Origin of the sequence: Nonomuraea glycinis (assembly GCF_014646515.1) — a bacterium.
Classification (GTDB): Bacteria; Actinomycetota; Actinomycetes; order Streptosporangiales; family Streptosporangiaceae; genus Nonomuraea; species Nonomuraea glycinis.
The window spans coordinates 354202-377612 of sequence record NZ_BMNK01000005.1 but is presented as its reverse complement, the minus strand read 5'-3'; the positions used below and the strand labels follow the sequence as shown (position 1 = coordinate 377612).

Sequence of the window (23411 nt, the reverse complement as noted above, 5' to 3'; positions counted from 1 at the left end):
AGGAGTGCGCTGGTCGCTCAGGGGGCGGGGGGTCACGCGTCCCCGTCCTCCTCCTGGCGGTCGCGCTCCTTCCGCAGCTCTTCGGCCAGCCCTTTCGCCCAGGCGAGGCGTTCCTCGTCCGGCAGGTCGAAATAGCCCTCCGGCAGTGCGGCCTGGATCTTACGCCTCCTCAAGAAAGCCACCAGCGCCTCCTGTCCCGATGTAGTCGCGGCTCTTCACATCGTAGATGGCGATCTGGTCGGTCTCCCTGGCCAGTTTGATCGCCGTCTTCCTGCGGGGAAGGTTCATCGACGGTTCGAGCCACATCTTCCCGTCCTCGATCCAGCAACCGAGGTAGATGTTCTTGCGGTTCTCGAAGACGTCCCTGTTGTCGCGGAGGTAGCGGTCGATGGCGCGGGCCGCGACGTCTGGATCGTCCAGGATGCTCTCGGGGAACTGGGCGGTACGACCGGTCGTGGCCACCATGTATCCCCTGGCCGGAGGCCGGCCGGTGGTCGGGGACCAGGAGAAGCCGCCGCTGCGCCGGGAGTCCCTGACCAGGCCGGCGAGCGGCACGGGCTTGGCCCCGCGAAAGAATCTGGCGGCCCGGCCGGCGATGAACCCGGCCGCGCCCGCGGGCACCCTACGCAATCAGCACTCGCGACGCCTGGTTCATCGACAGGTTCACCAGCGCCCCGGTGAGCTGCTTGAGCGCCGGGATCGCCAGCAGCGAGCCGCCCGACGTGGCCGGCGCCGCGGCGATCGCGAGCTGCATCCTGACCAGCAGCGCGACGAGCTGCACGAATAACGCGATCTTCAGGGCGAGCACGAGCGCGGCGCAGACCACCAGGCAGACGCCGACGACCTGCGCCCCGGTCACGCCTTCGGCGATCGCCGTACGTGGTCCGGTCACGCCCTCGGCGGCGGTGCGCGAGCCGTCGTCCTCTTCCCATGCCTTCAGGAACGCCGCCACGGCCTCGCCCGCGTTGCCGCGCCGTACGGCCTCGGCGACGGTGTCGGCCTGGCCGGTGATGCCGGCGAGCCGGACGCCGAACCCGGCCCAGGCGGTGGCCAGCCGGTGCAGCGACTCCTCGTCCACCTCCGGCCAGAGGTAGCCGAGCTCGTTGAGCAGGGCGGACAGCGGCGAGGGCAGGGTCACTCCCATGGCGCGCCCCTCCTGATCGCGGCGGCGAGGTCCTCCTCGGTGCCACGGTAGGTGGCCGCCATCGTGGTGAGCCCTTCGCCGTGCCCGCCCAGCGCGGTGACCACCGACGCGATGGAGCCGGCCGCCATCTCGTGGATGGCCGCGTACGCGGCGGCGATCATGGCGCTGATGTCGTCGTTCCGCGGGATCGCGCTGTCGGCGGAGACGGCGGCGAGCAGTTCGCCGAACGCGCCGCTCACCTCCTCGGCGACGCCGCCCGCATCCGTTCCCGCGTTGTGCAGAACGGTCGTACGCACGTCCGGGCCGGTCATCCGTCGATCCGCCTTTCGAGTTGCCGGAGCAGGTCGGTGATGGTGCCGGCGAAGGCGCCGAACCGGTCGGCGGAGAAGTCCTGCAGATCGCGCAGCTCCGCCGAGAGCGTGGCCAGGTCGGGGGCCGATCCCTTCCGTGCTTCGCCGGCCACGCCATCGAGCGCTTCGTTCACGGTGCGCAGGATCAGCGCGGCCAGGTCGGCCGACTCCAGCCGTCGGGCTCGGGGGTTGAGGTCGAGGGAGCGCAGCCGGACGCCGTCGGCCGACAGGACGGCGGTCGCGCGGACCAGGCCGTCGCGCCCCTCGGCCTCGTACTCGGCTCCGGCGGGGGCGGGCGGCGTGCTCCTGGCCGACTCGACGGCGGCCCTGGCGGCTTCGATGAGGCGGTCGAAGTCCCCCGCGCCCAGGTCGCCGCTCATCCGCCGGCCTCGGCCAGCACCTGCCCCACGCGTTCGAACAGCGGTTTCGGCTCGCCCCGCGGCCCCGGTGCGGTGAGCAGCAGCCTGGCCGCCGCCAGCACCGCGCGGATGGCGCGCACGCGCGACTCCTCGGGCAGGGACTGGATGTCGCTGACCGCGGAGAAGCCGATGACCCGCCGCGCCGCCTTGGCCGCGGCGAAGGGGACGGCGTCGGCGTAGACCTGGTCCAGGTGGCGGTCGAGGTCGATGATCCGAGGGTCGGCCCGCCGCGGCCACAGCTCGGCGAACTCGTCGGCGAACGCCTGCCAGGTCTCGCCCGCCTGGGCCAGCGCCCACCCGGCGTGCGCGTCGTCGCCCAGGACGAGGGCGCGGGCGGCGGCCAGCACGTAGTTGCCCCACAGCGCCCCGATGTCGAAGCCGACCGGGCCGTAGAAGGCGAACTCGACGTCGAACGCCCGTGCCGAACCGTCGCGCACCAGCACGGAGCCGGTGTGCAGGTCGCCGTGGATCAGCGCCTCGGCGTGGGTCAGGAACGCGAACTTGGCCGCGCCGATGGCGGCCCGCACCTCCGGGTCGCCCGCGTACGCCGCCACGTCCGCCTCGTTGGCGGGCAGGATTCGGTTGTGCTCGTGAGCGATGTACGGCTCGGTGAAGACGAGATCCTCGGTGATCTCGCACAGCTCGGGGTTGGCGGCGGTGGCCAGCGCGGCCTTGTGCCCCTTCGCCCCGAGCCCGAACACCGAGGTGCCGAACGCCACCTTCGCGACATAGCGCCCGAGCTCGGTGGCCACGCCCTCGTGGCGCAGCCCTTCGTTGAGCGCTCCGCGCCACACCCGGTGATCCGACAGGTCCTCGATGGCGATGACGTGCCGGTCGGGGTCGGCGTCGTAGATCTCGGGCACCAGGCCGGGCGCGACCTGGTTGTGCACCCGCAGGGCCCGGCCCTCGATGCCGTTGCGTTCCGGGGTGATGGGCCAGGTGGGATCCACGCGGACGTACGGGAGCGCCTGCTTGAGCACCAGCCCGCCATGCTCGGCGGCGGCGATGAAGACCAGGTTGAGGTTGCCGTCGCCCACCTCACGAACGTCCGAGACCGCGCCGAAGCGGGCCAGCGCGGGTCGCGTGGCGACATAACCGGCCAGGGTGTCCACCGTGAGGAGCTCGTAGCTCAACTGATCCTCCTGAGCGTGTAACTGGTCACCAGCGCGCCGACCAGCAGCGCGCCCTGGACGAAGGTCTGGGCGTAGTAGGGGGCGTTCAGCATGGTCATCCCGTTGATCATCACGCCGATGAACAGCGCGCCCACCACGGTGCCGAGCGCGTTGGGCCGGTTGGCGCCGAGCACCGCGAAGCCGATGAGCGCGGCGGCCACGGACTGCAGCAGGTACGGGTCCCCGGCGCCCACATCCCCGCGGCCGAGCCTGGCCGACAGCAGGATCCCGGCCACCGCCGCGCACACCCCCGACACGGCGTAGGCCAGGGCGCGGTAGCGGGCGACGCGGATGCCGGCCAGGCGGGCGGCCTCCGGGTTACCGCCGATCGCGTACAGGGCGCGGCCCCAGCGGGTGTGGTTGAGCAGCACGTACACGAGGGCGGCGAGCAGCGCGAACACCACGACCGGGACCGGCACCGAGGCGATCGTGCCGCCGCCCAGCCAGGCGAAACCCTCGGTGTACCGCCCGGGGGCCGGCGCGCCGTCCACGGTCATGCCCGGGGCGACCGACTGGCCGCCCGTGACGATCAGCGCCAGGCCCTGGAAGAGGAAGAGCGTGCCGAGCGTGGCGACCAGGTCGGGCACCTTGGCGACCACGGTGAGCAGCACGTTGACGGCGGCCACGAGCAGGCCGGTGAGCAGGCCGGCGACGACGGCGGTGGCGCCGGTGAGGTTGAACCTGACCATGGTCAGGGCGGTCACCATGACGACGGCGCCGACGCAGGCGCCCGCGGACAGGTCGAAGCCGCCGGTCGTCATGGAGACGGTGACGCCGAGCGCGACGATCCCGACCACGGCGACGGACTGCAGGACGATCAAGGCGTTGGGGTAGGTGGCGAAGGCGGGGCGCAGAAGGGAGAACACGACGAGCATGACGACCAGCACGCCCAGCAGGCCGTACCGATAGGCGACGGCGGCGACCCGGGAGGCGGCCCGCCGGGAGGACGACGTCGCGTCGGGGCCCGCGTCGGTGACGGTGACGGTCATGCGCTGCCTTCGTGAGGAGGTTCGGGGAGGTGCTCAGACGCAGGGGCGGCCAGGTGGTCCGGGGGCGTGCCGGACATGAGGGCGGCCGGACGTTGCGGGGGTGTACCGGACATGGGGGCGGCCGGGCGTTGCGGGGGTGTGCCGGACATGAGGGCGGCCAGGCGTTCCGGGGTCGCTTCGGCGATCGGCAGTTCGCCGACGGCCGAGCCCTCGTACAGGACGAGCACGCGATCGGCCAGGCCACGCAGCTCCTGCGGGTCGGAGGTGGCCACGACGACCGCCGACTCGCGGGCGCGGTCACGTACGACGCGGCCGATGTCCGCGCGGGCGGCCACGTCCACGCCGCGGAAGGGCTCGTCGAGCACCAGCAGGCGCGGATCCCCCGCCAGCCAGCGGCCGAGGACGACCTTCTGCTGGTTGCCGCCCGACAGGGCCTCGATGGGCGCGTCATGCCCCGGGCCGCGCACCCCGAACAGGTCGATGACGTGCCGGGCGGCGGCCGTCTCGGACCGCCGGGTGAGCAGCCCCGACCGGCTGTGCCGGCGCAGCCACGGCAGGGTGACGTGCGCCCGCACGGACCAGCCCGGCACGATGGCCTGCGCCGCCCGCTCCTCAGGCGCGAACACCACGCCTCTGCCGATCGCCGCGCGTGGATCCTTCGGCCGGTACGGCTCCCCGTCGAGCAGCAACCGCCCCGACAGCAGCGGCCGGGCGCCGCCGAGCTGTTCGAGCAGCTCGCTCTTCCCCGCGCCGACCAGCCCGGTCACCCCCAGCACCGCACCGGCGCGCACCCGCAGCCCGAACGCCCGCCCCCGGGCGACGGCCCGCACCCCCTCCGCGACCAGAACCTCGCGGCCTCCCGCCAAGCCCTCGCCGGCCGGAGCGTCCCTGAAAGACGCGACACCGGCCACGGCACCGGGCGGAGCCGTGGGCGTAGCACCACGCGTGGCGGTGGGCGGGGCGGTGGGCGGGGCGGTGGGCGGGGCGGTGGGCGGGGCGGTGGGCGGGGTGGTGGGCGGGGCGGTGAGGGGGCCGAGCATGGCGGTCACGATGGGTTCGCGGGACAGTGGCGCCGTGAAGGTGGCGACCAGTTCGCCGTCCCGCAGCACCGCCACCCGATCGCACAGCGTCTCGATCTCCGACAGCCGGTGCGACACGTACAGCACCGCCACCCCCTGGGAGGCCGCCTCCTTCACCTGGGCGGCGAGGGCCGTGGCCTCCACCTCCGACAGCGTCGACGTCGGCTCGTCCAGGATCAGCAGGCGCGCCCGGCGGGCCAGGGCGCGGGCGATGACGATCTGCTGCCGGGCGCTGGCGGGCAGGCTCTCCACCGGGGCGTCCAGCGGCAGCGCCAGGCCGGGAGCCACCGAGGACGCGGCGGCGCGCACCCGCGCGCGGGTCACGAACCAGCCCCGTCCCGCCGGCGAGTCCAGTGTCAGGTTCTCCGCCACGCTGGCGCCGGGGACCACGCCGTCGTCGATGTTCTGGTGCACGGTCTGCACCCCGGCCGCCTGCGCGTCCAGCGGGCCGGCGAAGGCCAAGGGCCGCCCTTCGTACGACAAGGTCCCCGATGTCGGCGCCGTCGCCCCAGAGAGGATCTTGATGAGGGTGGACTTCCCCGCGCCGTTCGTCCCGATGAGTCCCACGATCTCCCCGGGCCGCAGCTCCAGCGTGATCGACGACAGCGCCCGGGTGGCCCCGTACACCTTGGAGACGGACGTGACCGCGAAGGTCACGGCGCCACCCACGGCACGCGCGCCACGTCGGGCGTCGTCAGGCTGGGGAAGGCGCGGGTGAGCTGCTCGACGCTCGTGATGGCGGCGTCCCGCAGCCCCTTCTGCGTGATGAGCGCCGGCGGTACGGTGAGCGCGCGATCGACGTCCTGCCCGGCCACCAGCAGGGCGGCGGCGCGTACCGCGACCCGGCCCACGTTGGCGGGGTCGGTGGCCGAGGTGGCCACCCACGGGCTGCCGGCCTCGGTCATCACGCCGATGTCGGCGGTGGACACGTCCGCGCCGTAGATCTTGATCTTGTCCGCCAGGCCGAGCTCCTTGACGGCCAGCGCGGCGCCCTTGGCGAACTCGTCGTACGGCGCGAAGATCGCCTTGACGCCCGGGTTGGCCTGGAGCGCGGCCTTCGCCTGGTCGGCCACCGCCGAGGCGGTCGAGCTGTTGACCACGCCGATCCGCGCCACCTGCTCGATGCCGGGGTTGTCCTTCTTGAACTGCTCCCAAGTCTCGTCGCGCCGGTCCAGCGGGGCGAAACCGGCGACGTAGACGTAGAGGACCTCGCCGGAGCCGCCGGTGTCCGCCTTCAGCGCGCCCAGCGCCTGTTCGGCGATCTGGTGGTCGTCCTGCGTCAGGGCCACGGCCTGCGGGGTCCCGGGGTCGACGTCGAAGGCGACGAGCGGGATCCGGGCGGCCACCGCCTTCTTGATGGCGGGCTGCACGGTCTGGGCGAACCCGTGGTCCACGATGATCGCGTCGGACTTCGCCGTCACGGCCTGTTCCAGGTTGAGCGCCTGCTTGTCGTTGTTGCCGTCGCCGCTGGAGACCTCGAGCCGCACGTTGAGCGCCTTGGCCTCGGCCTGCGCGCCGGCCAGCCACTGCTCGAAGTAGTCGCCGGAGGAGAGCTGCCGTACCAGGGAGATCCGGACGTTCCCGCCGGCGAACGTCGCGGGCGGCGCGACGGCCGGCGCGACGGCGGCGGAGGACGGGGCGGACGGGGCGGGCGAGGAGGACGGCGCTGCGGCGGGCGTGCCCTGCGAGCAGCCTGCCAGGACAAGGAGGGCGACAACGCTCAGAAGTCGTGCGGGTTTCACATGGCGGACTATATCCCACAATTCATGCTTGTATTGTAGGATTTACGGTCATGACGTACCTGACCGTGTACAACGACCACGAACAGCCCGAGACCCTGCTGGAGACCGAGGATCCGGCCGAGATCGCGGCGACGCTCAAGGAGATCGACGTCGTCCTGCGCCACTGGCAGGTCGTCGAGGACCTGGCGCCGGACGCGGACCAGGAGGAGGTCCTGGCGGCCTACCGGGCGGAGGTGGACCGCGTCATCGCCGAGGAGGGCTACACCTTCGTCGACGTCGCGCGGCTGCACCCGGACGACGGCGACGACTGGCCGCAGCGCGCGGCGGCGGCCCGGCAGAAGTTCCTGGCCGAGCACACCCACGACGATGACGAGGTCCGCTACTTCGTCTCCGGCTCGGGCATCTTCTACCTGCACGTGGGCGGCAAGGTGCACGCGGTGCTGTGCGAGGCCGGCGACCTGCTGAGCGTGCCGAAGAACACCACGCACTGGTTCGACATGGGCACCCGGCCGGCTTTCACCGCCATCCGCTTCTTCCACGACGACGACGGCTGGGTGGGCGACTTCACCGGCAGCCCCATCGCCGGGCGCATCCCGGACTTCGACACCATCGCGGCCACCCGCGCGGCCAGAGCGGGCTGAGCGCCGGCCACCCCCGTGGATCGGCTCGCCGGCCGGCGCGTCGCCCCGCCACAACGCCAGAGCCCGCTGGAACAGCTCATCGGCGGCCGAGATGGCCGGCAGCCGCCGGAGACGGGCCGAGCCCGTCAGCGGTGGTTCGCGCGGATGTCGTGGAGCAGGTGGGCGGCGCCGCGGACCAGCATGAGGCCCGCCACGATGGAGGCGGCCGGCGCGACGACGGCGATGGCGGCCTGAGCACCCCACAGCCGCTCGGCCAGGCCGGTGAGCAGCGCGCCCCCGAGTCCGCCGACGACCGCCAGGTACAGACCGACCAGCGCGAACGCCGTGGCGCGCAACTCGGGAGGAGTCACCGAGGCCACGATGAGACTCAACGGGACGAGACCGGCGAAGGTCATGGCCTGGGTGAGCATGCCGCTGACGACGAACGTCGCGACGTTGGGTGAGTACGCCTGGACGGCGAAACCGATGCCGAGCACGGCAAGCGCTCCCCCGGCCAGATACAGGGATGCCGTGGGGCTGCGCCGGAACAGCCGGTCGCTGTAGATGCCACCGAGCACCGCGCCGGCCAGTCCGCCGAGGGCGCCGACGGCAGCGATCATGCCGCGAGCCGTGGTGCCCTGCCCGAGATGGTCTTCGAGGATGAGGTTCAGGTAGATCGGCACCGTGGTCAGGCACAGACCGAACGCGCCGAGCGCGATCATCACGAAGGAGAAGGTACGGATCTTCCTGAGCCGCGCGAACGCGGCTGACAGGGGCAGTGGCCGAGCGCCCGGGTCCAGCCCTCGCCCCTGCTTGGGCCGGGCGCTCAGGTCAGGCAGCGGCTCGCCCCCGGGCAGCGCCTCCTGCTCGAACCGGCCCCGGACCGGTTCGCGTAGACGCAGGGTGGCCACGCCGAGAACGAGGCCGGACACGGCGACGAAGGCGAATGCCCACCTCCACGGCTCGTACCCGGTGGGGACGACCGCCGCGAAGAGCGCGGCCACGAGGGGACCGGCGACGATGCCCAGAGGTTGGGCGCCGCGGTGCAGGCCGAGCACCCGGCCACGGCCGGCGGGTGGGTACGCGTCGGTCAGGATCGACATCTGGATGGGCCCTTCGTTGGCCTTACCGATGCCCGCGAGGATGCGCGTCATGGCCACCTGCCAGAGATTCTGCACCAGGCCGAGGAGTCCGGCCGCGACGGCCCAGGCAAGGGTGCAGAGACCGGCGATGGTGGTGCGACGGCGGCGGTCCCCGAGCAGGCCGAGCGGGAGCGCGGCGAGGGAGACCATGACACCGGCGAGCGCTCCGACGGTGGCGATCGCCGCCGACGTGATGCCCAGCGACTCCCGGATCTCGGGTGCGAAGACGGCGAACATCGAGCCGTCGACGCTGTCGAGCAACTGCAGACCGACGAGCACGCCCAGCGTCATGCGCCCGCCGACGGACATGACCTCGCGGAATGTCATCGTCGGCTCGGGTGTGTCCCTCTCTGGTACGGCGGCTACGACGGATGGAGGATCGCCGGCCACGACGCGATCTTCTTCGGTCATCGGTGCCCTTTCCTAGGGTTGCACTCGCCTGAGTTCACTATGTTGACCACCACAGTAAATCTACTCTGGCACAGAAAATGTTGCTTAGCATTCTCTATGCTATGCAACATAGAGGTGCGTGATCTCGCGACACGAGTTGAGGAGCGGTGGTCCTGTGAGGGAATGGCAAGGTTCGGTCGCCTTCATCACCGGAGGTGGCCAGGGAATCGGTCTTGGTATCGCACGGGCGCTGGGCAGGCGTGGTGTGCGTCTCGCCTTGGCCGACATCGACGAGGCGGCGCTTGCCCGCAGCGAGGACGAGTTGTCGCACGTGACGACCGTCGAGACCGTACGGCTGGACGTACGGGACCGTGCGGCGTTCGCCTCGGCCGCCGATCAGGTGGAGGCGAAAGTGGGCCGCGTCGATCTGCTGTTCAACAACGCCGGCATCGTGCCGTACTCCCCGGTGGCGGAGCTGCGGTACGACAAGTGGGATCTGGCTCTAGGCGTCAACCTCACCGGGGTGGTCAACGGGCTGCAGACCTTCCTGCCGCGCATGATCGAGCGCGGCGAGGGCGGGTACGTCGTGAACACCGCGTCGGGCGCCGGCCTGGTGGCCGACCGGAACGTGCTGTACGTGACCGCCAAGTTCGCGGTGGTCGGGCTCTCGGAGTCGCTGCGACTGGCGGTGAGCGACTACGGCATCGACGTCAGCGTGCTGTGTCCCGGACCTGTCGACACCGACATCATTCGCCACACCTGGTCAGCCGATGAGGCCGTTTCCCTGCGGGTGGAGGACGGCCTCAGGGACGCCGAGGCGTTCTTGAAGGGCGGCGCCGACATCGACTCCGTCGGCGAGATGGTCATCGCCGGGATGGAGGCCCGGTCGCTGTGGATCCACACCGGCGACATGATCCGGCCCTACATGGAGAAACGGGTGGCGGCCCTTCTCGCCTCCATCCCCGCTCCAGCCACCGACGAAGGTCTCTGACCGCGAGCCGGGGCGGCCCGCGCGCACGTCTCAGCCGTTGCCGGTCTTCGCGGCGTCGCGGCGCGCGCGGGCGGAGGCCGGCGGGGTGGACCAGACATCGGCGAGGTTCTTGTCGAACAGCGCCGCGACCGACTGCAGGGCCTCGTCGAGGTCGAAGCCGTCCGGATCGACGAGCGCCTGGAGGTGGATCCCGAGAAGCACGCCGTTGAGTGCTACCGCGAAGGCGCGCTCCTGCTTCGACGCGGTCTCGGGGTCCGCGCCTTCGGGGCGTTGCGCGCGCAGCCAGAGCTCAAGACCGCCGCGCCGCCGGGTGAGGAACTCTTGGTACTGGCCGTGGACGGCACTCGTGCCGCTGATGGCTTCGGCCAGGATCATGAACAGCAGCGCCGAATTCTCGCTGCGCACCAAGGTGGCGGAGTCGTCGAACACCTCGGCGAGCGTCGGCACGTACTGGTAGCGCTCCGCGGGCATCGCGCGCTCGATCGCGCGTTCGACGACGGCCATCACGAGGCCGTCCTTGTTCTTGAAGTGCCACGGGATGGAGCCGCGGCTGATGCCCGAACGCTCGGAGATGTCGACGAAGGACGTCCGATCGAAACCGCGCTCGGCGAACAGCTCTTCGGCCGCGTCCAGGATACGGCGACGACTCTCGTCGCCGATCTCGTCGATCCGGCGCCGCCCTGGGGAACTCACGGTGGTCATCTTAGTGCTTGAGCGTGAACCGGAGTCAGAACCGAGACCACCGTCCGACCAGGCGGCTCGCCGGAGCGCCGGAACCGCGTGCCGGCCCGGGGGACGTCAGGCGGGCACGGCCACGTGACCGTGCCCGCCCGACGTCAGACCGTCACGACAGCGCCACCGACTCCAGGAAACAACTCTTCCCGCAGTAGGTCGCGGCCACCAGCACCGTCCCGTCCGGCCTGTTCACCGACACCCGGGCGTCCACCGAACTGGCGAAAATTCGCGTCCGTGAGATCGAACGACACCAACTGCCCCGCCGTCCCGGTGAACGACCACGACCCGTTCTGCCCCGGAGCCGTCGCGGTCAGCGTCGAGGCCACTCCGCCGAGGGTGACGGTCCCGGTCAGGTGGGTGACTTCGTGCAGTCGCAGGGTGATCGCGCCTGTCTTGGCGTTCTGCGGCCTGAACTCGACGGTGTACGTGCCGGCCACCGGAAGGACGGCGGGCTCCAGCAGGCAGCCGGTGCCGCAGTTGGTGTCGGCGACCAGCTTCGTGCCGTCCGGCTTCCTGACCTTGACGGTGGCGTTCGCGCCTTCCGCGGACCACAGGCCGGTGGGCAGGCCTTGACCTGGAGCGCACACGAGCTCCTAGCGTGACGAACACGGGGAGATGCGGAACCCGCGCATCGAACACTCACCCGCTGAAAGGACGCAGTCACGTGAAGACCGTGCAGCTTGGCCGTACCGGGGAACAGATCAGTCAGCTCGCCCTGGGTTGCATGATCATGGGTACCGTCACTCCCGAGGACGAAGCGTTCGCGATCCTGGACCGGTACGCCGAAGCCGGCGGCAACTTCCTGGACACCGCCGACTGCTACTGCTGGTGGGAACGCCGGGGCAGTTACGGCGGCGAGAGCGAGGAACTGGTCGGCCGCTGGCTGACCCGGACCGGCCGGCGCGAGGACGTGTTCCTGGCGACCAAGGGCAGCGCCGTCGTACGCGACCTGGACGTGGTCTGGGCCGACGGCCGGCCGAACTGGGATGTCGCCTACAAAACCTTCGCCGGGGCCGGGGCGAAGACCCTGCGGGAGGCGATCGACGGCAGCCTGCGCCGGCTCGGCACCGACCATGTCGACCTGTACTACGTCCACGTCGACGACCGAGCCACGCCTTTGGAGGAGACACTGGAGGCGCTCGCCGGCATCGTCCAGGCCGGCAAGGCCCGCTACATCGGCTGGTCCAACGTGCGGACCTGGCGGCTCGAGCGCATCCGCCGGTTGTGCGCCCAGCATGGCTGGCCGGCGCCGGTCGCACTCCAGCAGCAGCACTCGTACCTGCGCCGCCGTGCCGGCCTCCGGCATGCTTCCATCGTGGACGACGAGCAGCTGGACTACCTGGAGACCCATGACGACCTGACCCTGGTGGCGTACTCCCCGATCCTCAAGGGCATCTACGACGACCCGGACAAGCGCAGGGGCCACGGGGCGATGGAACCGTACCAGGGTCCGGACGCCGACGCCCGGCTCGCCGCCGCCGCCGAAGTGGCCGCCGAGGTCGGCATGACGCCGAACGCGCTGGTCCTCGCGTGGCTGCTGCACCAGACCTCGCCGACGATCGTGCCGCTGATCGGGCCACGCACGCTTCAGCAGTACGAGGCGGCCCTGCCCGCACTCGACGCCAAGCTCACCGACGAGCAGTTCGCCCGTCTCGACACGGCTGCCGGCTGAGCTCGCTCTGCCCGGACAGTGCGGGGACCTTGCCGCTGCGTAGGAGATTCGGCGGAGCGTCTCCTCCGTGTCGATCTCGGTGTCGATCTCGGTGTCGATCTCGGTGTCGATCTCGGTGTCGATCTCGGTGTCGGGGCGCCGGCCAGGGCCCTCAGCTTGCGGCGCTGTCGGCCGCCAGGGCCTTGAGGCCGGTCGACGAGGCGTTGTCCAGGTGCGCGACGCACAGGCGGGTCGCCTCGCCGGCGTCGCGGGCCGCGATCGCGGCGACGAGTGCCCGCATCTCCGAGATGACCCGTACCGGCCGTCCCGGCTGGGACAGCGAGGTGGCGCGCAGCAGGCGCACGCGGGCCTGGACCCCGCCGAGGATGTCCTGGATGGTGGGGCTCGCGGCGCCTTCGAGGAGCACGTCGTAGAAGCGGTCCTTAGCCCGCAGGAGGGCCGGGATGTCCCCCTCGCCCAGGGCCACCGCCTCCATCTCATCGACCGTGGCCCGCAGCGCGTCGACGTCCGCCGCGGAGGCGCGCTCGATGAAGCGCCGCACGGCCAGGGACTCCAGGGCGGCGCGGACCGCGTAGAGGTCCTGCGCCTCCACCGGAGACGGCGCGTGGACGACCGCGCCCTTCTGCGGTATCACCACCACCAGACCTTCGGCGGCGAGCTCGCGGAGCACTTCACGGATCGTCGTGCGGGAGACGCCGATCTGCTCCATCAACTCGCGTTCGACGAGCCGCGCTCCCGGCTTGAGGTCGAAGTCGAGGATGGCGCGCCGCAGCCCGTCGAGCACCTGCTCGCGCAGCGGGGCGGCCACGCGCCCCACCCGGATGCCGCTCAGCGCGCCGGCTGGCTCCTTCTCGGTGCTCGCCATCCTGCCCGCCTACGGCTTGGCGCCGACGCGGACGGCGAGCCCCGGATCGATGCCCGCCACCGCGGGGAAGCGCCGCATCACGTCCGGGTCATGCCCGGCCACGATCAGCCGGCCCGGGTCGGAGGCGATCTCCTTCAGCAGGTCGAAGCCGCGGTACATCGCCTCCAGATCGGCGACGAACGCGAACGGCCGGTCCCGCTCGATCTCCTCGTAGTAGTGCGCGGCGTCCGAGGCGAGCACGGCCTGGCCGTCCGCGGTGGCGACCAGGACGATGGCCTGCCCCGGCGTGTGGCCGCCGACCGGGATCACCTCGATCCCCGGCGCCGGACTGTACGCCTTGTCGATCAGCGTCATCCGGCCCTGGGCGTGCACCTCCGCCAGGTGGGCCGTCTCGGACTCCTCGGTGGACCAGGCGAACTGCGCCCGCCGGCCGAACGGACCGGTCCAGAACTCGTACTCGCGGCGGGCCATGATGACCTCGGCGGCGGGGAAGGCCGCGAGATTGCCGATGTGGTCGTAGTGCGCGTGTGTGATGACGACCTGCGGCACCGTCGCGGCGTCCACCCCGAGCCGGGCCAGCGCGTCGACCGGCGAGAGGAGGGTGGTGCGCCGCCTGCGCGCGCCGCCCACGACGCCGAAACCGGTGTCGATCATGATCGTGCGCTCGGCGTTGCGGGCCACCCAGCAGTAATAGTCCATCCCGAGCGGCTCGTCCGGCTCGCCGTAGATGCCGTAGTTGAGGAAGATCTCCTCCTTCGCCCCGAGCCGGGTTCCGTACCGGAGCGCGATCACCTCGTACGTGGCGTCGCTCATCACAGCACCCCCGTCAGGGACGGGCGCGGGTTTTCGATCATCGTGGTGGCTTCCTGAACTCGCGCGGCGGCGCCGGGCCGCTGCGCGGACCCTCAGGGCGCGACCGACGACGGCAGAAATATTGTCCGACCATACGATTGTCGGACAAAATAATCAACTTCCGCGTCGTACGGCCACATGCCGCGCGAGGTGGCCGATCACCTCGCGCGCGTCGTCCTCGATACCGTTGATGAACGTGGACCTGCGCCGCCGCAGCACCGGCAGCCCCAGCGCGTACAGTCCTGGGCTGTCGACGACCCCGCCGTCGTGGCGCAGCCGGCCCTTCTCGTCGACGACGGGCACGTCGAGCCAGGTGTAGTCGGGCCGGAAGCCCGTCGCCCACACGATCGTGCGGATCTCGCCGCCCCGCAGGTCGAGCTGCAGGCGCGCCGATGAGGGCACCCGGGTCGGCGCGAAGCGCTCCGGCGGGCCGAGCTCGGCGTCGACGCCGCGCGTCCTGGCCCACTCGTCGAACGCGTCCAGCAGGCGCTCCAGCTTGAGGTCCGCGAGCGCGAACACGTTACGCAGGCCGCCGGAGAACAGCGCGCGCCCGTCGCGCACGGCCGCCCATCGGCCCACCAGCTCGACCCCCAGGGAGGTGAGCGCGTTGAGGTCGAGGGTCGTGCGCTCGGGCGTCCCCACGAGCTGGGGCGAGGGCAGCCGCCGGGCCCGGGTGAGGTCGTCGACCTCGTCGTACCTCTGGTCCCACACCCCCGAGGCGTCCATCCACCACAGCACGTCGCGCCCACGGTAGATGCGCGGCAGCCGCACGTGCTCCCCCACCGAGAGGATCACCGGCCGGCCCGATCTGCGCAGCTCGGCGGCCAGTTGCACGCCGGTCGCCGACGCTCCCACGACGAGCACGCCGCCGTCGGGGAGCTGCCCGGGTTCGCGGTAGTCGAACGGCGTCAGCTGCTCGACGTCCGGCGGCACCGCCTCGCTGAGCGGCGGCACCGCCGGCCGGTTGCAGGCGCCGCTCGCGACGACCACCGCCCGGCAGCCGATCTCGCCCTGGCTGGTCGTCACGTGGTAGCCGTCGTCGGTGCGCCGTACCGACGTGACGTTCGTGCCGGTGCGGACGGGTGCCCGCGAGAGCTTGGCGAAGCGCTCGATGAACTCGGTCACCTCCCCCATGGTCATGTAGCCGTCGGGGTCCGGGCCTTCGTAGTGAAGTCCCGGCAGGCGGCTCTGCCAGTTGGGGGTGAGCAGGCGGAAGGAGTCCCAGCGTTCGCGGCGCCAGGAGTTCGCCACCTCGCCGCGCTCGAGCACGAGGTGATCGAGCGACCGCTCGCTGAGGAAGTGGCTCGCCGCGAGGCCGGCGTGCCCCGCGCCGATGACGACCGTGGTGACGCGCTCGATGATGACTCGGCCTCTCAGGCGACTTCGACGGTGACGTCCGTCGGGTTCGTGAGGGCGTCGAACACGGCCGAGCGCTTCTGGGACTGAGCCACCAGAGCCTCGATGTCCTGCTTGGAGGCGTCCGCGTCGATGTTGAACGTCACCTTGATGTCGGTGAAGCCGTTGCGGACGTCGGCGTCGACGCCGAGGATGCCGCGGATGTCGTGCTTGCCTTCGAGGGTCGCCTCGACCGAGCGCAGCTGGATGCCGCGGTTCTGCGCGACGGAGGCCACGCCGGCCGTCAGGCAGCTCGCCAGGCCGACGAGGAGATACTCGATCGGGGTGATGCCGTTGTCCTCGGCCGCGAAGACCTCGGGGTGGTCGGCGTCGAACACCGCTTCGTTCCGGTGGGTCTGCTCCGCCCCGAGACCGTAGAACTCCTTGACCGTGGAGGTGCTGTGGACGCCGTTCTGCCATTTGGAGGATGCCCGCCAGACGAACTGCGCGGCCTCGGGCGCGCCCTTCAGCACCTCACGCGCGTCCAGCAGCGCCTGTACGTTCACTCCGTTGGCGACCGTCGTCATGTCCCACCCTTTCTTCCCACAATCCCGGTAGGTATTTGACCATACACCCTGCGTGGCGGCTACCATAGCCCTCATGTCGCAACCAGCCAGGACGCTCGCGGCCGGCACGGTCGGCACGGTGGAAACCCGATACCTCGACCTGCCGGAGCCGCTCCACCTCGACTGCGGCCGGGAGCTGCACCCCGTCCGGGTGGCCTACGAGACCTACGGCACCCTCTCCCCCGCTCGCGACAACGTCATCCTGGTGGGCCACGCGCTCAGCGGCGACGCCCACGCCGCCGGCCTGGCCGAGGCGCCGCCCGCGGCGAGCACGCGGGACGGGTTCGGCGCCGAGGATCGCGACAGCGCGGGCGGCAAGGGCCTCGGCTGGTGGGACGGGATGATCGGCCCCGGCAAGGCGTTCGACACCGACCACTTCTTCGTCATCTGCACGAACCTGCTCGGCGGCTGCCGTGGCACGACGGGGCCGTCGTCGATCGACCCGGCGACGGGCAGGCCGTACGGCTCGGACTTCCCCGTGATCACGGTTTCGGACATGGTCCGCACCCAGCGCGCGTTCCTGGACGTCCTCGGCATCGAACGGCTCGCGGCGGTCGCCGGGGGTTCGCTCGGCGGGATGCAGGCGCTCGAATGGGCGGTCCTGTTCCCCGACCAGGTCGACGCCGTCGTGGCGATCGCCAGCACGCACGCCCTCCACCCGCAGGGCGTGGCCTGGAACGCGATCGCGCGGGACTCGATCATGGGCGACCCGGCCTGGCAGGGCGGCCACTACTACGGCACGGGCCGGGCGCCCGACGGCGGCATGGGCGTGGCGCGGATGGTCGGCCACATCACCTATCTGTCCGCGCCCGCGCTCGACGACAAGTTCGGCCGGCGGCTGCAGTCCGGCGACGACCTCCGCTACACGATCACCGAGCCGGAGTTCGAGGTGGAGAGCTACCTGCGCCACCAGGCCGGCTCGTTCGTCAAGCGCTTCGACGCCAACACCTACCTCTACACCTCGCGCGCGCTGACGTACTTCGACCTCGCGCGCCGGCATGGCGGCGGATCGCTCGCGCGGGCGCTCGACGGCGTCGCCGCGCGGACGCTGCTCATCGCCTTCAGCTCCGACTGGCTCTATCCGCCCTCGGCGTCGCAGGAGATCGAGCAGGCGCTGCGCGCGCTCGGCAAACCGGTCGACTTCCAGGTGATCGAGGCGCCGTACGGCCACGACTGCTTCCTGCTGGAGGAAGCGCGACAGACGCCCATCATCCGCCGGTTCCTGGCCCAGGGCCGGGCCGGGTGACGCCGAGGAAGAGGCCTTCGTGACCGACCAGTTCCCCCGTGCCGAGCAGGACCACGAGTTCGGCTTCGAGACCCGGCAACTGCACGCCGGGCAGCGGCCCGACCCGAACACGGGCGCCCGTGCCGTGCCGATCTTCCAGACCACCAGCTACGTCTTCGAAGATCCGGAATCCGCGTCGGCCTACTTCAACCTGCAGGAGTACGGCAACACCTACTCGCGCATCATGAACCCGACCGTCGCGGTGTTCGAGGAGCGGGTGGCCAACCTCGAAGGCGGCAGCGGCGCGGTCGCGTTCTCCAGCGGGATCGCCGCCCAGGCGGCCGCGCTGTTCACGCTGCTGCAGCCGGGCGACCACGTGGTCTCGTCCTCGGCGCTCTACGGCGGGACGGTTAACCAGCTCAAGCACCTGCTGCGCAAGATGAACGTCGAGCTCACCTGGGTCGACCCCGACGATCCGGACGCGTGGCGCCAGGCCGTACGGGCGAACACGAAAGCGTTCTTCGCGGAGACGATCGGCAACCCCGCCGGGAACGTGCTGGACATCGAGACGGTGGCGGCCGTCGCGCACGAGCACGAGCTGCCGCTGATCGTGGACAACACCTTCGCGACGCCTTACCTGTGCCGCCCGATCGAATGGGGCGCCGACATCGTGACCCACTCGGCGACCAAGTTCATCGGCGGCCACGGGACGAGCATCGGCGGCGTCGTCGTCGAGGCCGGCACCTTCGACTGGTCCAACGGGCGCTTCCCGGTGGTCGCGGATCCGTCGCCGGCCTACCACGGGCTGCGCTTCCACGAGACGTTCGGCGAGTACGGCTACCTCATGAAGCTGCGCGCCGAGACCCTGCGCGACCTGGGCGGGGCGCTCTCGCCGTTCAACGCCTTCCTGTTCCTGCAGGGGCTCGAGACGCTGTCGCTGCGGATGGAGCGGCACGTCGAGACGGCGCTGACGGTCGCGACGTTCCTCCAGTCGCACGACCTGGCCGCCAACGTGAACTATCCGGGCCTGCCGGGGAGCAGATACCGTCCGCTGGTGGAGAAATACCTGCCGCGTGGCGCGGGCGCCGTGTTCTCCTTCGACTGCGCCGGCGGCCGGCGCGGCGGGCAGAGCCTCATCGGCGGCCTGACGCTCTGGTCCCACCTGGCGAACGTCGGCGACGCCAAGAGCCTGGTCATCCACCCCGCCAGCACGACCCACCGCCAGCTGAGCGACGACGAACTGCGGGCGGCCGGCGTCGGGCCGGGGACGGTGCGGCTGTCGGTCGGCACCGAGTCCGTCGGGGACCTGATCTGGGACCTGGAGCAGGGGTTCGCCCACGTCGCCGCGGCGATCGCCAAGAAGGAGGAGACGGGATGACCGAGCTCAGGCGCTACCAGGACCCGCTGACGATCCAGCGCGTGCTCCACTCCACCAAGACGATCGCGATCGTGGGCCTGTCGAACAACGAGCTGCGGGCCAGCTACTTCGTCGGCTACTACCTCAAGCGGCACGGCTACCGGGTGATCCCGGTCAACCCTCGCGAGCCGGAGATCCTGGGCGAGACCAGCTACCCGAGCCTGCTCGACGTGCCCGTGCCGGTGGATCTGGTGAACGTCTTCCGCGCGCCGGACGCGCTGCCGGCCATCGCGCGGGAGGCCGTGGCGATCCACGCCGGGGCCCTCTGGTGCCAGTTCGGCGTGATCAACGAGGAGGGCGCCCGCATCGCCGAGGACGGCGGCGCGACCGTGATCATGGACCGCTGTCTCAAGGTCGAGCACGCGCGCTACGTGGGCCGGATGCACTGGCTGGGCTTCAACACCCACCGCATCACGTCGGTCCGCGCCGGGCTCCAGTAGTCACCCTGTCCGAGCGATTTCCCTACCTCGCCGTAGATTTCATGTATATCCTGTAGGTAATGTCGCCTAAACGCGGGATGTCAGGCGGCCGGGCGGTTGGCGATGCTCCATGAGCGGGTCGGTCCCCGGCGCGGCCGTTCCGCAGGGAGGTCGCCCATGACCGCCGTCGTGGTGATCGGCGCAGGCCCGACCGGGACGTGCCTGCTGGAGCGGATCTGCGGCAACGCTCCCCGCTCGCCCCAGGGCCGGGTGCTGGACGTGCACGTGGTGGACCCCCACCCGCCGGGCGCCGGGCGCTCATGGCGGATCGACCGGTCCCTGGCGCCCCGGGCCGACTCCGCGGCGGGCGACCTCACGGTCTTCACGGACGTCGCGGGGGCCGTACCGGGACCGTCGCTGGCGGACTGGCTCGGCCGTGAGCCGGGATACTCCGCATCGAGGATCGAGGTGGGCCGGTATCTGGGGGACGCGTTCGAGCGGGTGGTGCGCGGCGCGCCGGCGAGCGTCCGGATCCACGCGCACCGGGCCACCGCGGTCGGCCTCACCGAGTCGGCGGGGACGCAGCGGGTGGCGCTGTCCACCGGAGAACACCTGGAAGCCCATGCTGTGGTGCTGGCACACGGGCGTCCCGACGTGCCGCCCGCCGGGGCGGAGACGGCCGACGTCGTCTTCGCCGCCCGGCACGGTCTGGTGTACCTGCCCGGTGGCCGTACCGCAGAGCTGGATCTGGAAGGCGTTCGCGCGGGCGAGCCGGTGCTGGTGCGCGGGACCGGGCGGGCGCTCTGCGACCTGGCCGCGCTGCTCACCGTCGGGCGCGGCGGGCGGTTCGCCGAAGGGCGTCAGGGCGAGCCGGTCTATCTGCCGAGCGGTGCCGAGCCCCTGCTGTACGTCGGATCGCGGCGCGGGGTGCCCCACCACGCCCGGCCCGGCTACCGGGCGGCGGGCCCGCCGCCCGATCCGCCACGGTTCCTGACCGCCGCGACCTCGGCGGGAGAGCTGCGGCAGGCGGTGGCCAAAGAGCTCGCGTACGCCTACTACCACGAGCTGTTCGTCCGGCACCCGGCGCGCACCCGGACCTCCTGGGACGCGTTCGAAGCCACCTTGACCCGGGCGGAGTGGGGCGGCAAGGAGATCCGGGCCCTGATCACCAAGTCCGTGCCGCGCTTCGCGGACCGGCTGCGGCTCGACCGGCTGGAGCGCCCGCTGCACGGCATGCGCTTCGGCGACCTCGCCGGTCTGCAGCGGTGGATGCACGGCTGTCTCGGGACCGATCTTGCGCGGCGCGCCGATCCCGCCTTCAGCGCCGACCTGATGATGATCCACGGGCTGCTCGCCGCCCGGGCCGTCCTGGCGACGGAGGTGGCGGCCGACCCCTGGTTCCAGGGGCTGCTCGGCCCGGTCGCCGACGGTCCGTCCCTCGCCCGCCAGGCCGAGCTGCGCGCCCTGGCCCAGGCGGGCGTCGTCACCTTCCTCGGCGCCGAGCCGCGCGTCGTGCCGGACGAGGCGGCCGGCGCGTGGCGGGCGACCAGCCCCACCGTCCCCGGCTCGACGACGGCGCGGACGCTCATCGAGGCACGCGGGCCCGCGCCGGGCGCGGGCCGGAGCACCGATCCGCTGATCGCCGGGTTGTTCGCCCAGGGGGCCTGCCGGGAGGTGTCGGGCCTGCTGGAGGTGTGTCTCCCGGACCGCCGGCTGGTCACCCGGACCGGCGCCGTGCACGACCGCCGGTTCGCCCTGGGCTCCTGGACCGTCGGCGGCCTCGCCGGCTTCGACGGTCCCGGTGGCGCCGCGCCACTGCTGCGGGAGGCCGACGCCCTGGCGCGGACAGTGCTCGCCCAGGCCGCCGGATCCCGGCTGCACGCGGCGGCATGAGCGACGGCCGCCGGGAATGGGGGCGGCCGCTGTGCGCTGTTGCGCGATGAGTGATGTGATGACCCAAGGAGGAACGCATATGCCGGTGCCCTCGCAGCCGCTGCGAAAGCTGGGCTTCTTGACGATCGGGCTGTTCGACGAGGCCGACCCGCGCCGGGGTCATGAGACGACGCTCGACATCATCGAGCTGGGCGAGCGACTAGGTTTCGACAGCGCGTGGGTGCGGCACCGGCACCTGCAGTACGGCATCTCCTCCCCGGTCGCCGTGCTGGCGGCGGCCTCCCAGCGCACCAGCCGCATCGAGCTGGGCACCGCGGTCATCCCCCTGGGCTGGGAGAATCCGCTGCGGCTGGCCGAAGACCTGGCCACGGTGGACATCCTGTCCGGGGGCCGCCTCAACCCGGGCGTCAGCGTCGGCCCCCCGATGCACTACGACCAGGTCAAGAACGCGCTCTACCCGGACACCGCCAAGGTCGAGGACTTCGGCTACGAACGCGTGCGGCGGCTGCTGGACTTCGTCCGCGGTGAGACGGCCACCGACTTCAGCGGGGTCGAGGGTTTCGAGGTCTTCTCCGACCGGGTCCAGCCCCACTCCCCCGGCCTCGGCGGCCGCATGTGGTACGGCGGCGGCAGCCTGAGCTCGGCCCGGTGGGCGGGCGAACACGGCATGAACTTCCTGACCAGCAGCGTCGTGAAGGCGGAGGAGTCCGAGGATTTCGCCGACATCCAGCTCTCCCACATCCGGGAGTTCCGCGCGCACCACCCCGACGGCGACCGGGCCCGCGTCTCGCAAGGCCTGGTGGTCATCCCCACGGACTCGGCCACACCCGAGCAGCGGGCCAAGTACGCGGAGTACGCGGCCAAGCGCCTGCCCAGGACCTCTTCGCCGCAGGGGCCGATGCGGCTGATGTTCGCGCCCGATCTCGTCGGCGGCTCCGCCGAGATCGCCGCCCGGCTGCACGCCCATGCCGCCTTCCGGGAGGTCACCGAGGTCGCGTTCGCGCTGCCGTTCAGTTTCGAGCACGAGGACTATGTGCAGATCCTCACCGACATCGCCACCGGACTCGGTCCGGAGCTCGGCTGGCGCCCGGCCTGACGGGTCCGCGGGGTGCGCCGAGCCCGTGGCCCGGCGCCTGCTCGATCATGGTGCGGTCACCGCGGTGACCAGCCAGATCCCGGCGGGGAGCCGGTAGCCGACACCGGGCTCGCGGAACCGTTCGAGCAGCCGGGCGGCCGCCGCGCGAGCCGCCTCCTGGCTTGAGGTCGCGGCGGCGCGGTAGGCCGCGCCGGCCGGGCCCATCTCGATGAGCCACTCGGCCACCGGCTCGCGTTCGTCCGGGGCCTCCAGAATGACGTCGTACGGCCGGACCGTCACGTCGGCGAAACCGCCGGCGGTCAGGACGCGCCGCACCCTGCCCGGGTCGGCGAAGGCGAACGGCCCCGGCTCGTCGCCCATCGGCAGCGGCGGCAGCGGCCCGACATGGGGCGCGACGCCGAGCATGACCGCGAACAGCCACGGGTTGGCGCTCCCGGCACGGAACACGGTCGCGGCCAGGCGGCCTCCCGGGCGTAGCGAACGCCGGATCGTCGCGCACCCCGCCACCGGATCGGCCGCCAGCATCAGCGCCATACGGGAGAACACCGCGTCGAACGGCGCACCCGGCACGGCCTCGACCGTCTCGATGTCCGCCGTGACGAACCGCAGGCCGGGGTGACGATCGCGCGGGAACCGCCGCCGGGCGGCGGCCACCATCGACTCGGCCAGATCCACCCCGACCGCCGCACCGCCCGGCCCGGCCGCCGCCGCGAGCTCGGCCGTGGTGCCGCCACAGCCGCAGCCCACGTCGAGGATCCGCTCGCCGGGCTCCGGCCGCAGCCAGTCCATCGCCGCCGCGCCCAAGGGCCGGCCGGCCTCGTCCTGCCGGTCGGCATGACGGATCCACCCGGGTGCGGCCTGTGCCCAGAAGGCGTGGTTGCGGGCCCGCAGGGCGTCGGTGCCGGGCATCAGAACGGCATCTCGGTGCCCTCGACGGTCACCGAACTGAACGCTGCGGCCTTGCCGGGATCGAAGGCCGCGTCCTGGGCGGCCAGACCGGCCGCGCGGATCAGCCGCTCCGACTGGAACCGGCGGAAGGCCTCCTCGCTCTCCCAGATGTTGATGATCCGCCAGCCACCCTCGACCGGGCCGGCGACGTGGGCGAGCAGACCGGGCGGACGATCCGGGCCCAGGTGCTTCTCCACCTGCCGGTACTCCTCCTCGCTGACATCGGGCATCTCCTGGAGCACTCCGTACGGCATCGCACCCACCCCTTATTAGATAGAGCAAAACTCTAT

At 71.7% G+C, this 23411-nt stretch carries 26 protein-coding genes; 8 read left to right on the top strand and 18 right to left on the bottom strand.

The features are described 5' to 3' along the window. Positions 1–32: 32 nt before the first annotated feature. The 9 genes from IEY87_RS17660 to IEY87_RS17620 are packed head-to-tail and all read right to left on the bottom strand — an operon-like array spanning position 33 to position 6895. A complete protein-coding gene (locus IEY87_RS17660; protein ID WP_189139752.1) occupies positions 33–173 on the bottom strand; it encodes a hypothetical protein in 141 nt (46 codons plus the stop codon). Beyond that, a complete protein-coding gene (locus IEY87_RS17655; protein ID WP_189139751.1) occupies positions 160–630 on the bottom strand; it encodes a hypothetical protein in 471 nt (156 codons plus the stop codon). Before IEY87_RS17655 ends, IEY87_RS17660 begins: the two co-directional genes overlap by 14 nt. Beyond that, a complete protein-coding gene (locus tag IEY87_RS17650; RefSeq protein ID WP_189139750.1) occupies positions 623–1144 on the bottom strand; it encodes a WXG100-like domain-containing protein in 522 nt (173 codons plus the stop codon). The genes IEY87_RS17655 and IEY87_RS17650 overlap by 8 nt, the downstream gene beginning before the upstream one ends. Beyond that, positions 1135–1455: a hypothetical protein gene (locus IEY87_RS17645; protein WP_189139749.1), complete on the bottom strand. Its 321-nt coding sequence runs from the start codon at positions 1453–1455 to the stop codon at positions 1135–1137. Before IEY87_RS17645 ends, IEY87_RS17650 begins: the two co-directional genes overlap by 10 nt. Next, complete coding sequence (locus tag IEY87_RS17640; protein ID WP_189139748.1) at positions 1452–1874, bottom strand: YbaB/EbfC family nucleoid-associated protein; 423 nt, start codon at positions 1872–1874, stop codon at positions 1452–1454. Before IEY87_RS17640 ends, IEY87_RS17645 begins: the two co-directional genes overlap by 4 nt. Further along, positions 1871–3046, bottom strand: coding sequence for an S-methyl-5-thioribose kinase (gene mtnK, locus IEY87_RS17635; RefSeq protein WP_189139747.1), 1176 nt, complete (start codon positions 3044–3046; stop codon positions 1871–1873). The genes IEY87_RS17640 and mtnK overlap by 4 nt, the downstream gene beginning before the upstream one ends. Beyond that, complete coding sequence (locus IEY87_RS17630) at positions 3043–4074, bottom strand: ABC transporter permease (protein ID WP_189139746.1); 1032 nt, start codon at positions 4072–4074, stop codon at positions 3043–3045. The genes mtnK and IEY87_RS17630 overlap by 4 nt, the downstream gene beginning before the upstream one ends. Beyond that, positions 4071–5810 (bottom strand): sugar ABC transporter ATP-binding protein, encoded by a 1740-nt coding sequence (locus tag IEY87_RS17625; protein WP_189139745.1) that lies wholly within the window; start codon positions 5808–5810, stop codon positions 4071–4073. Before IEY87_RS17625 ends, IEY87_RS17630 begins: the two co-directional genes overlap by 4 nt. Then, complete coding sequence (locus IEY87_RS17620) at positions 5807–6895, bottom strand: substrate-binding domain-containing protein (RefSeq protein WP_225277036.1); 1089 nt, start codon at positions 6893–6895, stop codon at positions 5807–5809. The genes IEY87_RS17625 and IEY87_RS17620 overlap by 4 nt, the downstream gene beginning before the upstream one ends. Before the next feature lie 50 nt (positions 6896–6945). Between IEY87_RS17620 and IEY87_RS17615 the strand changes: the two genes are divergently transcribed. Then, positions 6946–7536, top strand: a complete 591-nt coding sequence (locus IEY87_RS17615) for a 1,2-dihydroxy-3-keto-5-methylthiopentene dioxygenase (protein WP_189139744.1) — start codon at positions 6946–6948, stop codon at positions 7534–7536. Positions 7537–7661: 125 nt separating this feature from the next. Here IEY87_RS17615 and IEY87_RS17610 read toward each other — a convergent pair whose 3' ends face one another. After that, complete coding sequence (locus tag IEY87_RS17610; RefSeq protein ID WP_194511328.1) at positions 7662–9068, bottom strand: MFS transporter; 1407 nt, start codon at positions 9066–9068, stop codon at positions 7662–7664. 118 nt (positions 9069–9186) lie between these two features. Between IEY87_RS17610 and IEY87_RS17605 the strand changes: the two genes are divergently transcribed. Further along, the gene (locus IEY87_RS17605; protein ID WP_308426447.1) at positions 9187–10038 is read left to right on the top strand and encodes an SDR family oxidoreductase; all 852 of its coding nucleotides are present in this window, start codon (positions 9187–9189) and stop codon (positions 10036–10038) included. 30 nt (positions 10039–10068) lie between these two features. Here the strand turns inward: IEY87_RS17605 and IEY87_RS17600 are convergent, their stop codons facing one another. Then, the gene (locus tag IEY87_RS17600; protein ID WP_225277037.1) at positions 10069–10731 is read right to left on the bottom strand and encodes a TetR/AcrR family transcriptional regulator; all 663 of its coding nucleotides are present in this window, start codon (positions 10729–10731) and stop codon (positions 10069–10071) included. A 143-nt stretch (positions 10732–10874) separates the two neighbouring features. Next, complete coding sequence (locus tag IEY87_RS17595) at positions 10875–11360, bottom strand: hypothetical protein (protein WP_189139740.1); 486 nt, start codon at positions 11358–11360, stop codon at positions 10875–10877. Positions 11361–11437: 77 nt separating this feature from the next. Here IEY87_RS17595 and IEY87_RS17590 point away from each other — a divergent pair, with 77 nt between their 5' ends. Continuing rightward, entirely contained in the window at positions 11438–12445 is a 1008-nt protein-coding gene (locus IEY87_RS17590; protein ID WP_189139739.1) for an aldo/keto reductase, read from the top strand. Between the two features lie 151 nt (positions 12446–12596). On the opposite strand, the gene IEY87_RS17585 is transcribed toward IEY87_RS17590, so the two are convergent. The 4 genes from IEY87_RS17585 to IEY87_RS17570 form a co-directional block, all read right to left on the bottom strand. Next, complete coding sequence (locus IEY87_RS17585; RefSeq protein WP_189139738.1) at positions 12597–13310, bottom strand: GntR family transcriptional regulator; 714 nt, start codon at positions 13308–13310, stop codon at positions 12597–12599. Positions 13311–13319: 9 nt separating this feature from the next. Further along, on the bottom strand, positions 13320–14123 hold the full coding sequence (locus IEY87_RS17580; protein WP_189139737.1) for an N-acyl homoserine lactonase family protein: 804 nt from the start codon (positions 14121–14123) through the stop codon (positions 13320–13322). Between the two features lie 153 nt (positions 14124–14276). After that, complete coding sequence (locus IEY87_RS17575) at positions 14277–15497, bottom strand: NAD(P)-binding domain-containing protein (protein ID WP_229699353.1); 1221 nt, start codon at positions 15495–15497, stop codon at positions 14277–14279. Positions 15498–15535: 38 nt separating this feature from the next. Continuing rightward, positions 15536–16084: an OsmC family protein gene (locus IEY87_RS17570; RefSeq protein WP_189139736.1), complete on the bottom strand. Its 549-nt coding sequence runs from the start codon at positions 16082–16084 to the stop codon at positions 15536–15538. A 73-nt stretch (positions 16085–16157) separates the two neighbouring features. Between IEY87_RS17570 and metX the strand changes: the two genes are divergently transcribed. The 5 genes from metX to IEY87_RS17545 all read left to right on the top strand — a co-directional run bounded on the left by metX (position 16158) and on the right by IEY87_RS17545 (position 22173). Then, a complete protein-coding gene (gene metX, locus IEY87_RS17565; protein WP_189139735.1) occupies positions 16158–17369 on the top strand; it encodes a homoserine O-acetyltransferase MetX in 1212 nt (403 codons plus the stop codon). Positions 17370–17388: 19 nt separating this feature from the next. Next, positions 17389–18726 carry an O-acetylhomoserine aminocarboxypropyltransferase/cysteine synthase family protein gene (locus tag IEY87_RS17560; protein ID WP_189139734.1) on the top strand — a complete coding sequence of 446 codons (1338 nt, stop codon included), beginning with the start codon at positions 17389–17391 and terminating at the stop codon, positions 18724–18726. Then, a complete protein-coding gene (locus tag IEY87_RS17555) occupies positions 18723–19205 on the top strand; it encodes a CoA-binding protein (RefSeq protein ID WP_189139733.1) in 483 nt (160 codons plus the stop codon). The genes IEY87_RS17560 and IEY87_RS17555 overlap by 4 nt, the downstream gene beginning before the upstream one ends. A 156-nt stretch (positions 19206–19361) precedes the next feature. Beyond that, positions 19362–21077, top strand: coding sequence for an FAD/NAD(P)-binding protein (locus IEY87_RS17550; protein ID WP_189139732.1), 1716 nt, complete (start codon positions 19362–19364; stop codon positions 21075–21077). Positions 21078–21156: 79 nt separating this feature from the next. Further along, the gene (locus IEY87_RS17545) at positions 21157–22173 is read left to right on the top strand and encodes an LLM class flavin-dependent oxidoreductase (RefSeq protein WP_189139731.1); all 1017 of its coding nucleotides are present in this window, start codon (positions 21157–21159) and stop codon (positions 22171–22173) included. 45 nt (positions 22174–22218) lie between these two features. Here the strand turns inward: IEY87_RS17545 and IEY87_RS17540 are convergent, their stop codons facing one another. Both IEY87_RS17540 and IEY87_RS17535 read right to left on the bottom strand, forming a co-directional pair. Continuing rightward, entirely contained in the window at positions 22219–23082 is an 864-nt protein-coding gene (locus IEY87_RS17540) for a class I SAM-dependent methyltransferase (RefSeq protein ID WP_189139730.1), read from the bottom strand. Next, positions 23082–23375 carry a hypothetical protein gene (locus IEY87_RS17535; RefSeq protein ID WP_189139729.1) on the bottom strand — a complete coding sequence of 98 codons (294 nt, stop codon included), beginning with the start codon at positions 23373–23375 and terminating at the stop codon, positions 23082–23084. Before IEY87_RS17535 ends, IEY87_RS17540 begins: the two co-directional genes overlap by 1 nt. Positions 23376–23411 lie beyond the last annotated feature (36 nt).